General features: G+C 71.9%; 13 protein-coding genes and 1 pseudogene. 3 read left to right on the top strand and 11 right to left on the bottom strand.

Features of this window, described 5'->3' with window-relative positions:
* A pseudogene (locus AB0B01_RS09365) lies at window positions 1-67 on the top strand (phospholipase A2); the annotation flags it as partial.
* Window positions 68-78: 11 nt separating this feature from the next.
* On the opposite strand, the gene AB0B01_RS09360 reads toward AB0B01_RS09365, so the two are convergent.
* Complete coding sequence (locus AB0B01_RS09360; RefSeq protein WP_361714763.1) at window positions 79-933, bottom strand: arylamine N-acetyltransferase; 855 nt, start codon at window positions 931-933, stop codon at window positions 79-81.
* Window positions 934-935: 2 nt separating this feature from the next.
* Window positions 936-1,940, bottom strand: a complete 1,005-nt coding sequence (locus AB0B01_RS09355) for an aldo/keto reductase (protein WP_361714760.1) — start codon at window positions 1,938-1,940, stop codon at window positions 936-938.
* 137 nt (window positions 1,941-2,077) lie between these two features.
* Between AB0B01_RS09355 and AB0B01_RS09350 the strand changes: the two genes are divergently transcribed.
* A complete protein-coding gene (locus tag AB0B01_RS09350) occupies window positions 2,078-3,019 on the top strand; it encodes an NADP-dependent oxidoreductase (RefSeq protein WP_361714757.1) in 942 nt (313 codons plus the stop codon).
* A gap of 199 nt (window positions 3,020-3,218) precedes the next feature.
* Here AB0B01_RS09350 and AB0B01_RS09345 read toward each other — a convergent pair whose 3' ends face one another.
* The 4 genes from AB0B01_RS09345 to AB0B01_RS09330 all read right to left on the bottom strand — a co-directional run bounded on the left by AB0B01_RS09345 (window position 3,219) and on the right by AB0B01_RS09330 (window position 7,727).
* Window positions 3,219-4,409 (bottom strand): 3-hydroxybenzoate 6-monooxygenase, encoded by a 1,191-nt coding sequence (locus AB0B01_RS09345; RefSeq protein WP_361714754.1) that lies wholly within the window; start codon window positions 4,407-4,409, stop codon window positions 3,219-3,221.
* A gap of 24 nt (window positions 4,410-4,433) precedes the next feature.
* The gene (aroA, locus tag AB0B01_RS09340) at window positions 4,434-5,711 is read right to left on the bottom strand and encodes a 3-phosphoshikimate 1-carboxyvinyltransferase (protein ID WP_361714752.1); all 1,278 of its coding nucleotides are present in this window, start codon (window positions 5,709-5,711) and stop codon (window positions 4,434-4,436) included.
* Complete coding sequence (locus AB0B01_RS09335; RefSeq protein ID WP_361714749.1) at window positions 5,708-6,901, bottom strand: transketolase C-terminal domain-containing protein; 1,194 nt, start codon at window positions 6,899-6,901, stop codon at window positions 5,708-5,710. Before AB0B01_RS09335 ends, aroA begins: the two co-directional genes overlap by 4 nt.
* Window positions 6,902-7,025: 124 nt before the next feature.
* The gene (locus AB0B01_RS09330; RefSeq protein WP_361714746.1) at window positions 7,026-7,727 is read right to left on the bottom strand and encodes an SDR family oxidoreductase; all 702 of its coding nucleotides are present in this window, start codon (window positions 7,725-7,727) and stop codon (window positions 7,026-7,028) included.
* Between the two features lie 223 nt (window positions 7,728-7,950).
* Here AB0B01_RS09330 and AB0B01_RS09325 point away from each other — a divergent pair, with 223 nt between their 5' ends.
* Complete coding sequence (locus AB0B01_RS09325; RefSeq protein ID WP_361714743.1) at window positions 7,951-8,463, top strand: AtaL-like protein; 513 nt, start codon at window positions 7,951-7,953, stop codon at window positions 8,461-8,463.
* Between the two features lie 72 nt (window positions 8,464-8,535).
* Here AB0B01_RS09325 and AB0B01_RS09320 read toward each other — a convergent pair whose 3' ends face one another.
* Genes AB0B01_RS09320 through AB0B01_RS09300 form a run of 5 tightly spaced genes read right to left on the bottom strand, consistent with a single transcriptional unit; the run spans window position 8,536 to window position 13,470 of the window.
* Window positions 8,536-8,889 carry a hypothetical protein gene (locus tag AB0B01_RS09320; protein ID WP_361714740.1) on the bottom strand — a complete coding sequence of 118 codons (354 nt, stop codon included), beginning with the start codon at window positions 8,887-8,889 and terminating at the stop codon, window positions 8,536-8,538.
* Entirely contained in the window at window positions 8,886-10,769 is a 1,884-nt protein-coding gene (locus AB0B01_RS09315) for an anthranilate synthase family protein (protein WP_361714737.1), read from the bottom strand. Before AB0B01_RS09315 ends, AB0B01_RS09320 begins: the two co-directional genes overlap by 4 nt.
* A complete protein-coding gene (locus AB0B01_RS09310) occupies window positions 10,766-11,440 on the bottom strand; it encodes an isochorismatase family protein (protein ID WP_361714734.1) in 675 nt (224 codons plus the stop codon). The genes AB0B01_RS09315 and AB0B01_RS09310 overlap by 4 nt, the downstream gene beginning before the upstream one ends.
* 58 nt (window positions 11,441-11,498) lie before the next feature.
* The gene (locus AB0B01_RS09305) at window positions 11,499-12,269 is read right to left on the bottom strand and encodes a 2,3-dihydro-2,3-dihydroxybenzoate dehydrogenase (RefSeq protein WP_356851515.1); all 771 of its coding nucleotides are present in this window, start codon (window positions 12,267-12,269) and stop codon (window positions 11,499-11,501) included.
* A 31-nt stretch (window positions 12,270-12,300) separates the two neighbouring features.
* Complete coding sequence (locus AB0B01_RS09300) at window positions 12,301-13,470, bottom strand: 3-deoxy-7-phosphoheptulonate synthase (protein WP_361714730.1); 1,170 nt, start codon at window positions 13,468-13,470, stop codon at window positions 12,301-12,303.
* Window positions 13,471-13,571: the final 101 nt, after the last annotated feature.

Raw genomic sequence — 13,571 nt, 5'->3', positions numbered from 1 at the left:
CGACAACCCGTTCGGCTTCCCCTTCCACCTGGCCTGCGCCCGCCACGACTTCGGCTACCGCAACTACCTGAACCGGGATCAGGCCGGGTCGGGCGCGGGCAGCGCCGCGACGACCACCTTGACCTCGTCCTGCGTCAGCTCGATGCCGAACTGCTCCTCCAGCAGGCCGGCCACCTCTTCGTCCACGATGGACCGGACCTCGACCGTGCCGTCCGCCCGGGTCAGCGTGAGCTTGCGGTGGTTGAGGTTGAGCCGCCACCCCTCCGCGATCCGCTCCAGGAACACCCGCCCGGTGAAGGGCGAGCTGGAGTGGGTGGAGATGAAGTAGTTGGCGACCACGCAGTCGATGTGGTGGTGCGCCTCGGTGGCGTACCAGTACAGCGGGAACCAGTCGTCCTCCCGCTTCAGCGAGAGCACCCACTCCTTGTCCGAGCCCTCGACCCGGGCCAGCCGGTACACCCAGCCGCCCTGGTCGCGGACGATGCCGTCGGAGACGGGGATCGGCTCCAGGGGGCCCTCGTCGCCGAAGCCGACGTCCGCGAGGTACGTCTCGTCGCCGACGGCCACGCTCAGCACGAGGTGGGTGCGCGGCAGCGGCTTGGGCGCGTCCAGGAGCGGCCGGGCGTAGAGGCGGGTGACCTCGTACCCGAGCCGCTCCAGCAGGACCGCGAACAGCATGTTGTGCTCGTAGCAGTACCCGCCGCGGCTGCTGCGCAGGAGCTTGGACTGCATGGCGTCCATGTCGAGGTCGATGCCCCGGCCCAGCAGGATGTCGAGGTTCTCGAACGGGATGGCCAGGGCGTGCGCGCGGTGCAGCCGGCGCAGGGTCTCCGCGTCCGGCTGCAGCGGCCCGGTGATGCCCAGGCGGTCGAGGTACGCCTGGACGTCGAGGCGGTCGGCCTGCCACTGGGCGGCGCTGCCGATGGGCTTCACGCTCAGCCCTTCTTCTCGCTGTCGAGCATGGCCATGCCCTCGGCGTCGAAACGCGTACCGGCGACCTCCTCGGCGGGCACCGCGCGCTCGATCTCGGCGATGTCCTCGGCGGTCAGCTCCAGGGAGAGGGCGCCCAGCGCCTCGGTGAGCTGCTCGCGGCGGCGGGAGCCGACGACGGGCACGATGTCGACGCCCTGGGCCATGGCCCAGCCGATGGCGAGCTGCGAGGTGGTGACGCCCTTGGCCTCGGCCACCTTGCCCAGGGCCGCGACCAGCTGGAGGTTGCGGTCGAGGTTCTCGCCGCTGAAGCGCGGGAAGCTGCTGCGGCCGTCGTCGGTCGCGGTGGCGCGCTGGTGGTTCCAGCGGCCCGACAGCAGGCCGCGGGCGAGGACCCCGTACGCGGTGATCGCGGTGCCGAGCTCGCGCGCCGTCGGCAGGATCTCGTCCTCGATGGAGCGGGACAGCAGCGAGTACTCGATCTGGAGGTCCGCGATGGGGTGCACGGCGGAGGCACGGCGCAGGGTCTCGGCGCCGATCTCGGACAGGCCGATGTGGCGGACCCAGCCGGCCTCGATGCACTCCTTGATGGCGCCGATGGTCTCCTCGATCGGCACGTTCGGGTCGAGGCGCGCCGGACGGTAGACGTCGACGTAGTCGGTGCCGAGCCGCTGGAGGGTCTGGGCGAGGGAGTTCTTGACCGCCTCGGGGCGGTTGTCGACGCCGAGGATGCCGCCGGCCGGGTCGCGCAGGACGCCGAACTTGACGCTGAGCGTGAGCTGCTCGCGGTCGTGGCTCTGCAGCACCTCGCGCAGGAGGAGCTCGTTGTGGCCGCTGCCGTAGAAGTCGCCGGTGTCGAGGAGGGTGATGCCCGCGTCGATGGCGGCGTGGGCGGTGGCGACTCCCTCGGCCCGGTCGGCGGGGCCGTAGAAGTCGGACATGGACATCAGGCCGAGGCCGAGAGCGGAAACCTCAGGGCCGGCCGAACCAAGTGATCGCAGCTGAGTCATATGGTCCAGCATTGGGCAGCACACCGGCCCTCAAAAGATATTCCCGGTGGCTGTGTCAGGTTCCGGATGGCCTGAATTCGACGGACGGCGGAGAGGTGGCTTTACAACTCGCGCGGCCTTTGCGGATCATGCACACCATGACAGAAACCATGCGCACCGTACGTCAGGAAACCCTCGGCGGCATAGAGGTCCTCAACCTGACAGATTCCCCGATTCCCGCTCCCAATTCCACGGAGATCCTGGTAAAGACCCACGCCGCCGGCGTGAATCCGATCGACTGGAAGATCCGTGAATTCGGATTGTGGCTCACCCCGCCGTTCGGCGTCGGCTGGGACGTCTCCGGCACCGTCGTGGCCGTCTCGCCCGGCGAGAACCGCTTCAAGGTCGGCGACGAGGTCTTCGGCCTGCCGTCCTTCCCGAACGAGGCCGCCGGATACTCGGAGTACGTCGCCGCGCCCGCGCGCCACTTCGCCCGCAAGCCGCAGTCCCTGGACCACGTCAAGGCGGCGGCCCTGCCGATGGCCGGCCTGACGGCCTGGCAGGCGCTCGTGGACGGCGCGGACATCCAGCCGGGCCAGCGGGTGCTCGTCCACGCGGCGGCCGGCGGTGTGGGGCACATGGCCGTCCAGATCGCCAAGGCCCGCGGCGCGTACGTGATCGGCACGGCGAGCGCCGCCAAGCACGAGCTGCTGCGCGAGCTGGGCGCCGACGAGCTCATCGACTACACGAGCGAGGACTTCACCGAGGCCGTCCAGGACGTGGACGTCGTCTTCGACCTCATCGGCGGCGACTACGAGGACCGCTCGCTGCGCACCCTGCGCCCGGGCGGCACCTACATCGGCGCGACCAACCCCCTCGCCCTGGACGAGATCAAGGCGAAGGCGGAGGCCCTGGGGCTGCGCGGCATCACGGTCAACGTGGCGCCGGACCACGCCGTCCTGGAGCAGCTGGCCGAGCTCGCCGAGGCGGGCCGGATCCGCCCGGTGGTCGCCGAGACCTTCCCGCTCCAGGAGGTGCGCAAGGCGCACGAGCTGAGCGAGTCGAAGCACACCACGGGCAAGATCGTCCTCACGATCTGACCACGAGCGGTCCACCCCGGGCCCCGGCACGGCACCCCGCCCTGCCGGGGCCCCTTGGACGTCCTCCCGCAGAAGACGTCGCCGTCCTTGTTGCTGCTGATGAAGAACGTGCCGGCGGGTGACTCGGCGGCGGAAGGGGCGGTGGGGCGCGTACGCCGCCTGCGCCCCCACCGCCCCGGCGGCTCCACGGATGCTCCGGTCAACTGCCCGCAGCGGCCCCGAAATCCTGCGAGCCGTGCAGCCAGGCCACCTTGTCGTACATGTCGTCGTCCGACAGCGAGGCCAGCATCGCATTGCGCTCGATCCGCGCAGCCCCGGCCGCGTGGTAGAGCTGACGCCCCATCTCCCGTGCCACCAGCTGCACTTCGGCCGTCCGCTCGCGCCGCGCCGCGTTGTACTTCTCCAGCCGCTGCTCGTAGTCGGCCGGGCAGCCGTCGAGCAGCCCGCTCAGCAGCACCGCGTCCTCGACTGCCTGGCAGGCGCCCTGGGCCGCGTACTGGAGCATCGGGTGCGCGGCGTCACCGAGGAGGGCGACCCGGCCCTCGGTCCACCGGTCGACCGGGTCGCGGTCGCACAGCACCCAGGACTTCCAGTCCCGGCCGAGCTCCAGCAGCCTGCGGGCCGCACCGGACAGTTCCGGGAAGGAGTTCAGGACGTGCTCGTGCTCGGCGGGCACGCCCGCCACCGCCTCGGTGGCGCCGTCGTCCCGCGTCGCCGCCAGGTTGAAGTGCTCGGCACCCGCGATCGGGTAGTGCACGAAGTGCCACTTCGGGCCCGCCCACAGGGTCACGGTGTTCCACCGCAGCTCCTCGGGCACCTCCTCCATCGGGATAACCGAGCGGTAGATGGTGTGCCCGGATACCCGCGGGGCCCCGTCGCCGACCATCTGCTGCCGGATCGCCGAGTGCAGGCCGTCGGCGCCGATCAGCGCGTCGCCGGTGATGCGCCGGCCGTCCGCGAGGACGGCGGTCACCTCGCCCGCCCTCTGCTCGTACGCCACCACGTGGTGGCGGCCGCGCAGTTCCACACCGGGGTGCCGGCGGGCGGCCTCCAGCAGCGGCAGGTACAGGTCCACGCGGTGGACCACCGCGTACGGGTTCCCGAACCGGGCGCGGTACTTCTCCTTCACCGGCATCGCGGCGACCCTCTCGCCGGTCGTGCCGTCCATGAAGCGCAGCTCGTCGATGAAGACGGCGCGGTCGCGGACCTCCTGGCCCACTCCGAGCAGGTCCAGCGCGTGGAAGGCGTTCGGGCCGAGCTGGATGCCCGCGCCGACCTCCGTGAAGACGTCCCTGCGCTCCAGGACGGTGACCTGGTGTCCACGCTTCGCGAGCCCGAGCGCCGCGGCGAGGCCGCCGATGCCACCGCCGGCGATGAGTATGTCGGCCATGGGTGTCTCACATCCCTTTCGTTGTCAGTGACTGGTGGTGGTGCCCGAGTAGGGGCGCGTACGGGCCGGGAAGAGCCGTTCCAGTTCGGCGTGGAAGCCGGGGAAGGTCTTGCCGACACAGGACGGGTCGTCGAGCGTGATCCCGGGGACCCGCAGGCCGAGCACCGAGAACGCCATGGCGATCCGGTGGTCCCGGCGGCAGGCGATCTCGGCGGCCGCGGGACGGCCGGGGTGGACGGTGAGCCGGTCCGGTCCGGACTCGGTGCGGATCCCGCAGGCCCGCAGGTTCTCCTCGACCGCGGCGATCCGGTCGGACTCCTTGAGCCGGGCGTGGGCGATGCTGTGCACGGTGATGGGGGCGTCGGCCAGCGGGGCCACCGCGGCCAGGGTCATGAAGGTGTCGGAGATGTCCCCCATGTCGACGTCGAAGCCGCCGCGCAGCGGCCCGGTGCCGGTGACGGTGGTCTCCCGCTCGCCGATCTCCACCCGGGCGCCCGCCCGGCGCAGGACCTCCACGAAGCCCAGGTCGCCCTGGACGCTGCCGCGTCCCAGTCCGGGGACCGTGACGGTGGTCCCGGTGACGGCCGCCGCCGCGAAGAAGTACGAGGCGGTGGAGGCGTCGGGTTCGACGTCGAATTCGGCGGCCCGGTAGCCGCCGGGCAGCACCTGGATCGCCCCGCCCTCGAACTCGTCGACGTACGCGCCGAAGTGGCGCATCAGCGTCTGCGTCATGGTGATGTACGGGCGGCTGACCAGCCCCTGCCCGCGTACGGTCAGCGGCCGGCGCATCAGCGGCCCGGCCATCAGCAGACCGGTGAGGTACTGGCTGCTGAGCGAGGCGTCGACGGTCAGCTCACCACCCGTCAGGCCCCGTGCGGTGACCGTCAGCGGCAGACCGCCGACCGGCTCGGCCACCCGGGCGTCGGCGCCGAGCCGGCCGAGCGCGTCGGCCAGCGGGCGCAGCGGACGGGCCCGCAGCTGACCGGTGCCGTCGAAGGTGAAGGTGCCCGCTCCGGTCGCCGCGAACGGCGGCAGGAACCGGGCGGCGGTGCCCGCGTCCTCGCACCACACGGTGCCCCCCGCGGCGGGGGCGCGCCCGCTGCCGCAGACCTTCCAGCCGTCCGGGCCCGTCTCGACGGGCACGCCGAGGCCGATCAGGGCCTCCCGGAAGGCGACGGTGTCCTCGCTGACCAGGGGCGAGCGCAGCAGGGAGACCCCGTCGGCCGCGGCGGCCAGCAGCAGCGCCCGGTTGGTGATGCTCTTCGAGCCGGGGATACGGGCGGTCAGGGCGGTCCCGGTCACATCGCCTCCCGGTGCGCGGCCCGGGCCAGAGCGGCCCGGGCGGTGGCGGCCACCCGCTCCGCGGTGAAGCCGTGCCGTCGGTGGAGGGAGGTGTACGGGGTGCTCGCGCCGAACCGGTCGAGCCCGACCGGGATCCCGGGGTCGCCGAGCAGCTGGTACCAGCCGAGCGCGGAGCCGGCCTCCACGGAGACCCGGGCCCGCACGCCGCTCGGCAGCACCTCCTCGCGGTAGGCGGTGCTCTGCTCCCGGAACCACTCCGGGCACGGCATGGACACGACCCGGGCGGCGATGCCCTCGCGCTGGAGGACGGCCCGGGCGTCGAGGGCGGTGTGCACCTCGCTCCCGGTGGCGATCAGCACCACCTGCGGGGCGCCGCCGTCCGCCTCGGCCAGGACGTAGCCGCCGCGCGCGGTGCCCTCGGCGGACTCCACCCCGGCGGCGCCGGAGCGGTCGAGGACCGGGAGGTCCCGGCGGCTCAGGCAGAGTCCGGCCGGCCGGTCGGTGCGCTCCAGTACGGTCCGCCAGGCGACGGCCGTCTCGGCGGCGTCGGCCGGGCGGACCACGTCGAGGCCCGGGACGCCGCGCAGCGCCCACAGGTGCTCCACCGGCTGGTGGGTGGGGCCGTCCTCGCCCCGGCCGGTCGAGTCATGGGTCCGGAACACGGCGGCCCGCTCGGGGGAGGCGGCCCGCCAGGGCCGGCCGATGAGGGTGCGCGGCGCGACGAGCGAAGGCCGCCCGGTTTCCTCCCGGGCGGCCGACAGGGCCTCGTACAGGCCCGCCATGTCCTCCTCGTACCTGCCGGTGGCGCTCCAGTCGACCTGTCGGACGTGCCGGCCGTGGGCGCGGAAGGGGGCGGACACGTCCTCGGAGGCCGCGCTCCGGGGGTCGTCCCCGAGGGAGATCCGGTCGTCGTCCCAGAGCACGACCAGGTGTGCGCAGGAGAGGACGGAGCAGTCGCAGTTCGACCAACCCGGGTCGCCCGGGTCGTGCCGCAGCAGCCGCCGGAAGAGCGGGTGGGCGGCCGGGGTCCGGCTCATGGCGGCGGCGGGGTGGCCGTGGCCCGCGGCCCCGACGGCGTCGACGGCCAGGGCCCGGGCGGTGTCCACGGCGCGGCGGTCGAGGTCGTTCCACTCGAAGGGACGGGGGGATGTCGGGGATGTCTGCGTGGGACTGATCACCGCTGTGCTCACCGCTCTGCTCAGGGCTCCTCTGCTCGGCCGGTCCCCGGGGGGCGCCGGGGCACTGCTCACTCGTTGGTCACGCGCCGGGGCACACGTCGTGCCGCGCGCTCCTCGGGCACTGCTTGCACGCCGCTCACTCGCCGGTCTTGCGGTCGAGCACGAGGTCGTGCCCGACGATGTATGCGGCCGCGTCCGAGGCGAGCCACACGACGGTGTCGGCGATCTCCTCGACGCTGGCGCCCCGGCCGAGGGGGCAGGGGCTGATGGCGTTGATCCGGATGGACTGGCCGACGTACTCGCGGGCCGCGGTCCGGGTCAGCGCGCTGACGGCGGCCGTGGAGGCGGCGTACGCGCCGAGGCCCGGGAGCATGCCCTGCGCGCCGATGTTGCTGGCGGTGTTGACGATGACGCCCCCGCCGGCGGTCTCCATGTGGGCGATCTCGTGCTTCATGGAGAGCCAGACGCCCGTCAGGTTGGCCGTGAGGGTGTGGGCCCAGACGGTCTCGTCGATGTCGGCGACGCTCTGGTGCGGGCCCAGTTCCGTGGTGTTGTTGAAGGCCACGTTCAGGGCTCCGTGGCGGCGTACGGTCTCGGCGACGACGTACGCGGCGCCGGCCTCGGCCCCGGCCGTGGTGTCCGACACGTCGGCGATCACGCTGTCGGCCTGCCCGCCCGCGTCGCGGATCAGCTTGACCGTTCCTTCGAGCGTCTCCGGGTGGCGGCCTGCGACCACCACGAGCGCGCCGAGCCGGGCGAAGGCAACCGCCGCTGCCCGGCCGATGCCTTCGCCTCCTCCGGTCACGAGGACGACCTGGCCGTCGAACCGTTCAGACATCAGCGTTCTCCTGATTCTCCGCATCGGATTTAACGGGAAAGGCGCTCTGTGGAACGCCACCAACCAACCGTCACCCTGCAAGAAAGGGGGGCCCGCGGGGCAGTGGACTTCGGTCACTTCGTCAGGTCCTGAGGTCATCTGACGTAATGCTGCGACCGGCTTTGACACGGGCGTGCGCCGGGCTGATGCTGCACGCCGGCCCAGCGGCGGAAAAGGGAGATCAATGCTGACGCTTTCATGGACCCGTCCGGTAGTCGACGCAGGTCAGGAGTGTTGTGGCGGTCCGACGCCGGAGAACCTGTGGCAGGCGCTGCTCCACAAGGCACAGTTCCCGGTGGACTATGTTCCGGCCATTAAGGAATGCCGGATCACCGAGTGGTACGCCGATGGATTTCTACGGGAAATCCGGCGCGGCGACCAGACGTTCCTGCAGCGGGTCACCCCGCAGGAGAGCGCGGGGCGCATTACCTACCGGCATCTGGACGACACCGACATCGCGGAGATCCGCAATGAGATGGGCGAGGACGAGCAGGGACGGCTCACGCTGACGCTGAGCATCACCCTGACCGACCGCCCGGCGGCCGCGATCCTCGCGCAGAACACCTATCTGCGGGACCTGGACTGCGATTTCCACGGCACGCTGGAGGCCATGACCCAGGTGCTGCACCGGGTCATGATGCGCACCGCGGCCGATGCGGCCACGACGACGGCCCCCCACGCCCCGCAAGGGTCGTGAGGGGCCGTACACGTACGCCCCGGCTCGGGCCGGCGCCGCCTGCGCGACGGCGCCGGGCCCGTCCGGGCCGTCCTACCTGCTGTGCACGGCCTGCCCGTCCTCCCGGATGAGGTCGAGTCCGGGCAGCGCGGGCAGGGTGTGGACGCCCTCGACCGTCGCCTCGACGTCGAACACCGTGTACTGCACCGGTGCCCGCCCGATGAGCTCGGCGGCCCGCGGGGCCAGCGGACGGGCGGCCGCCTCGGCCGACTCCCACAGCAGCACCGCCCCCCACCGCTCGGTCGCCGGGTCCGCGATCCAGAACTTCAGCCGCAGGCCCTCGACCCCCGCGAACCGGTCGACCGCCTCATCGCGCAGGTACGCCCGCAGCGAGGCGATGCTGTGCCCCGAACCCGACAGGTCCCACCAGGCCACCGTCGCCTTCACACCAACTGCTCCTGGAGCAGGCCCGACAGGGCGTCGGCGACGATGCGGATGCCGTCCTCGGTGAGCACCGACTCGGCGTGGAACTGCATCGAGCGGAAACCGGGTCCGCGCAGTGCGTGCACCTCGCCCGTCTCCGCCTCCCGGCAGACCTCGACCGTGCCGATGCCGGGCACCTCGACGGTGTCCGCGGCGCTCTGCGAGGCGAAGGTGTTGTAGAAGCCGACGCGCTCGCGCCGCCCGAACAGCTCGATCTCCCGCTGCACGCCCTGGTTGGGGTGCTCCCTGCGCCGGAGCGGGAGGCCCAGCTTCATGCTGAGCACCTGGTGGCTGAGGCAGACCGCGAGGAAGGGCCGGTGCTCCGCCAGGAGGACGTCCACCGCGGACCGCAGGTGCGCGATCTTCGGGTGGTCCACGTCCCGCGGGTCGCCCGGCCCCGGCCCCATGACGACCAGGTCGTACGGGGCGAAGCTGTACGGCTCGTCGAAGCGGCAGACCGTGACGTCGGCCTCCATGGCCCGCAGCTGGTGCTCGATCATCGCGGTGAAGGTGTCCTCCGCGTCGACGACCAGCACCTTGCGGCCCACCAGCAGCGGGACCGGCCGGGTGCGGGAAGCGTCGTCGTCCAGCCAGAAGCCGGCGATGGTCGCGTTGCGCCGGCTCAGCGCCGCCCGTACGTCGGGGTGGTCGCCGAAGCGCCGCGGCCCGGACTGCTCGAACATCGCCAGCAGCCCTGCCGCCTTGGCCCGGGTCTCGGCGACCTCCGACAGCGGATCCGAGTGCCGCACGAGGGTGGCGCCCACGCCGATGCGCATCCGGCCGCGGCTGTCGATGTCGGCGGTGCGGATGAGGATCGCCGAGTCCAGGGTCTGCCCGGCGTTCTCGTCCTGGCCGACCAGCGCCAGCACGCCGCTGTAGTAGCCGCGGCCCTGGGGCTCGTACTTCCTGATCACGCGGCCCGCGCTCTCCAGCGGGGAGCCGGTGACCGTCGGCGCGAACAGGGTCTCGTGCAGGATCTCCCGAGGGTCGCGGGAGGTACGGCCCTCGATGAAGTACTCGGTGTGCGCGAGCCGGGCCATCTCCTTGAGGTACGGCCCGACCACCCGGCCGCCCGACTCGCAGATCCGGGCCATCATCTTCAGTTCCTCGTCGACGACCATGTACAGCTCGTCGGCCTCCTTGCGGTCGGCGAGGAAGTCCATGACGCCGGGCAGTTCGGGACCCGAGGCGGGGAACCGGTACGTGCCGCTGATGGGGTTCATCACGGCCCGGCCGCCGCTGACGCTCACGTGCCGCTCCGGGGAGGCGCCGATCAGCGTGCGGTCGCCGGTGTGCACGATGAAGGTCCAGTACGCGCCGGTCTCCCGCTCCAGCAGGCGGCGGAAGAACCGCAGCGCCGCGTCGACGGAGTAGTCGCTGATGTCGGCGACGAACGACCGCTTCATCACGAAGTTGGCGCCCGCACCGGTGCCGATCTCGTCCGCGATGACCCGACGGACCGTTTCGGCGTACGCGTCGTCGTCGATGTCGAAGTCGCCGCCCGCCGCCAGGTGCACCGGTGCGTCGGCGATCCGGCCCAGCACGGTCTCCAGCGGCAGCTGCGCCTGCTCCTCGATCACCATCGCGAGCAGCGGGGTGCCGTCGTCGGGCGCCTCGAAGCCGCGCTCGGCGAGCTGGCGGTAGGGCACCAGGGTGAGCACGTCCTGACGGGCGCCCGCTCCCGCCTCCAGGTCCCGCAGCGGGATGTCGGCCAGCGTGTCCGCCTCGGTGAACTCGCCGAGGAAGAGGTCGATGTGCCCGGAGACGGTGGTCTCCGGCCGGTGGATCAGGGCGAAGGCCGGCGGCCGGCCGGTGAGGATCCGGCCCAGCAGGTCCCCGGTCATGCGGATCCCCTTCCCGCGTAGGCGGCCACCCGGTCGGGGAGGGCCGTGAGGAGCTCCTTGGTCGTGGTCAGCCGGGCGCACCGGCCGGCGGCGTACTCCAGTGCCATCCGGTGGTCCTCCCAGCTGAAGTCGGCGATGGCGTCGGCGACCAGGAAGGGTTGGATGTCGTTGGTGAAGGCGTCGACGGCGGTCATCAGCACGCCGACGTGGGCGTACACCCCGCAGATGATCAGCTGATCGCGGCCCTGCGCGCGCATCCGCTCCAGCAGGTCGGTCTTGAAGAAGGCGCTGTAACGCCACTTGGTGAGCATCCAGTCGCCTTCGGCGGGCGCCACCGGGTCCACGACCTGGCGGTGCTCCGGGCTCGGCTGCATGCCCGGCCCCCAGAAGTCCTTGAGCAGACCGCGCTCCTCGGGCGTCATCCCGCCCGGCTGCGCGGTGTAGGCGACGGGGATGCCGAGCTCGGCCGCGCGGACGCGCAGCTCCCCGGCATTGCGGGACAGGTCCACGACGGGCTGCTCACCCGCGGGGAAGGCGGCCAGGAAGTACTTCTGCAGGTCGTGCACCAGCAGGACGGCGCGGTCCGGATCGACCTCCCAGTCGACGGCGGAGGCGGGCAGGTCGGCCGCCGACGGCATCGGGTAGGGGCTGATCGCAGGTATCCCTGCCATGCGTTTCTCCCTCTCGTTCACGCTCTCGTTCACGGTTCGCTGACTGCTTGCACCGGTCTCAGGCACCGAGCGCCGCACCGCCGTCCACGGTGAGGTCGTGCATCGTGATGTGGGCGGCCTTGTCGGAGAGCAGGAAGACGACCGCCTCGGCGACGTCCTCGGGACGCGCCAGCTTGCCCAGCGGGATGCCGACGCGGTACGCGTCCGGAACGCCCTCGATGGAGGCGCGGGCACTGCTCTCGTCCTGCCACATCGAGCTGAGCATCGGGGTGTCGGTGGAGCCCGGTGCCACCAGGTTCGCGCGGATGCCGAACTTGGCGACCTCCAGCCCCAGGCACTTGGTGAACATGGTCGCGGCCGCCTTGGAGGCGGCGTACGCGGACATCTCCGTACGGGCGGTGCCCGCGGCGTTGGAGGCGATCGTGACGATCGCACCCCGCCGGCGCGGCACCATGCGGTTGACGACCGCGCGGGAGACGAAGAAGACCCCCGTGGTGTTGACCGCGAACGTCGTGCTCCACTCCTGGTCGGTGAGCTTGCGCGCCTCGGCGAGCCGCAGCACACCCGCCGCGTTCACGAGGAAGTCGAGCGGGCCGACCAGCGCCTCGACGTCGTCCACCAGCGCCTCGACGTCCGCGCTGGAGGTGACGTCGGCCGGGAACGGATCGACCCGGCCGCCCTGCTCGCCGACGGACTTGGCCACCTCGCGCAGCCGGTCGGCATCGCGGTCCACCGCTGCCACCCGGACGCCCCGGGAGGCCAGGGCGCGGACGATGGCCTCGCCTATGCCGCCGGCCGCTCCGGTAACCAGAGCGATCTTTCCTTCCATGATGGAGTAACCCCCTTTTTCTTCTTCGGCCTCAGCCGCGCCAGGCTGAGGCGACTTCGATGGCCTGGTCGGAATTGAGGCGCGGGTCGCAGAACGAGGTGTACTTCTCGCCCAGTTCATCGACGTGGAATTCGTCCGCGACGCACTCGTGGACCTGGTCGGGAGTCGTTTCCAGGTGGAGTCCGGCCGCGACGCCGCCGTTGTCGACCACGGCCTTCTGGAATTCCTCGACCTCGCGCACGACGGTTTCGACGTAGCGGGTCTTGATCCCGCCCGGTGCACTGACCGTATTGCCGTGCATCGGGTCGCACATCCACAGCACGGGGTGGCCCGCCCCGCGGACCGCGCGGACCAGTTCCGGCAGTTTCGCCGCGGCGGTGCCCTGGCCCATCCGGGAGATCAGCGTGAGGCGGCCCGGCTCGCGGTCCGGGTCGAGCTTCCCGCACAGCTCGACCAGCTCGGCCGGGGTCATCTTCGGCCCGACCTTGGTCGCGATCGGGTTGGCTATGGTCGCGAACAGCTCGACGTGGGCGCCGTCCAGTTCGCGGGTGCGCTCACCGATCCACGGCCAGTGCGTCGAGGTGAGCAGCCGCGAGCCGTCCGGCTCGGTGCGCACCATCGGCCCCTCGTAGTCGAGCAGCAGCGCCTCGTGGCTGGTCCACACGGGCGCCTCGGCCCCGGAGGGGCGCTGCTCTCCGTGCCAGCCCAGCAGCTCCATGGCCCCGGCCGCGGCCCGGTAGCCCGCGACCAGCCGCTGCGGGTCGGGGCGGCGCAGCTCGGGGTCCGGCTCCGGGCTGTTGACCATGTGGCCGCGGTAGACCGGCAGCTCGACGCCGGCGATGGTCTCGGTCGGGTTCGAGCGGGGCTTGCCGAACTGCCCGGCCAGCCGGCCGACCCGGATCACGGGCTTGAGCGAGCGCGTCTTCATGACACCGGCCAGCACATCGAGGAGGGCCGCCTTGCGGGCCAGGTAGCCGGGAGTGCACTCGGCGGGGTCCTCCGCGCAGTCCCCGCCCTGGACGACCTGCACTTCGCCGCGCGCCGCCGCGGCGAGCAGGGCCCGCAGGGCGTCGACGTCCTCCCGGCGCACGAGGGCCGGGGCGTCCGCGAGTTCCGCCCTGGCATTCGCCAGGGCTTCTTCGTCCGGCCAAACGGGCTGTTGGCCCGCGGGCAATGATTTCCAGCGTGCAACACCGTACATGTGGCACCTCCCAGTGCTGAACCTGCCGTGACATCAGATGCAGCGAGAAGTCTGTGAAACGGGTAATCGGGTGAACCACCAGAGATTCCCCACTTCGTCAG

The sequence above is a fragment of the Streptomyces sp. NPDC044571 genome (assembly GCF_040647115.1).
In the GTDB taxonomy this organism is placed as follows: Bacteria; Actinomycetota; Actinomycetes; order Streptomycetales; family Streptomycetaceae; genus Streptomyces.
The sequence above is the reverse complement of the archived record's forward strand: the minus strand, read 5'-3'. Positions and strand labels throughout refer to the sequence as shown.

What these genes read in the sequence shown, in the direction of transcription:
- AB0B01_RS09315 (WP_361714737.1), bottom strand. Translation starts at nt 10,769, where the DNA reads ATGACCGGGGACCTGCTGGGCCGGATCCTCACCGGCCGGCCGCCGGCC.
- AB0B01_RS09300 (WP_361714730.1), bottom strand. Translation starts at nt 13,470, where the DNA reads ATGTACGGTGTTGCACGCTGGAAATCATTGCCCGCGGGCCAACAGCCC.
- AB0B01_RS09345 (WP_361714754.1), bottom strand. Translation starts at nt 4,409, where the DNA reads ATGGCCGACATACTCATCGCCGGCGGTGGCATCGGCGGCCTCGCCGCG.
- AB0B01_RS09330 (WP_361714746.1), bottom strand. Translation starts at nt 7,727, where the DNA reads ATGTCTGAACGGTTCGACGGCCAGGTCGTCCTCGTGACCGGAGGAGGC.
- AB0B01_RS09325 (WP_361714743.1), top strand. Translation starts at nt 7,951, where the DNA reads ATGCTGACGCTTTCATGGACCCGTCCGGTAGTCGACGCAGGTCAGGAG.
- AB0B01_RS09350 (WP_361714757.1), top strand. Translation starts at nt 2,078, where the DNA reads ATGACAGAAACCATGCGCACCGTACGTCAGGAAACCCTCGGCGGCATA.
- AB0B01_RS09355 (WP_361714760.1), bottom strand. Translation starts at nt 1,940, where the DNA reads ATGACTCAGCTGCGATCACTTGGTTCGGCCGGCCCTGAGGTTTCCGCT.
- AB0B01_RS09310 (WP_361714734.1), bottom strand. Translation starts at nt 11,440, where the DNA reads ATGGCAGGGATACCTGCGATCAGCCCCTACCCGATGCCGTCGGCGGCC.
- AB0B01_RS09305 (WP_356851515.1), bottom strand. Translation starts at nt 12,269, where the DNA reads ATGGAAGGAAAGATCGCTCTGGTTACCGGAGCGGCCGGCGGCATAGGC.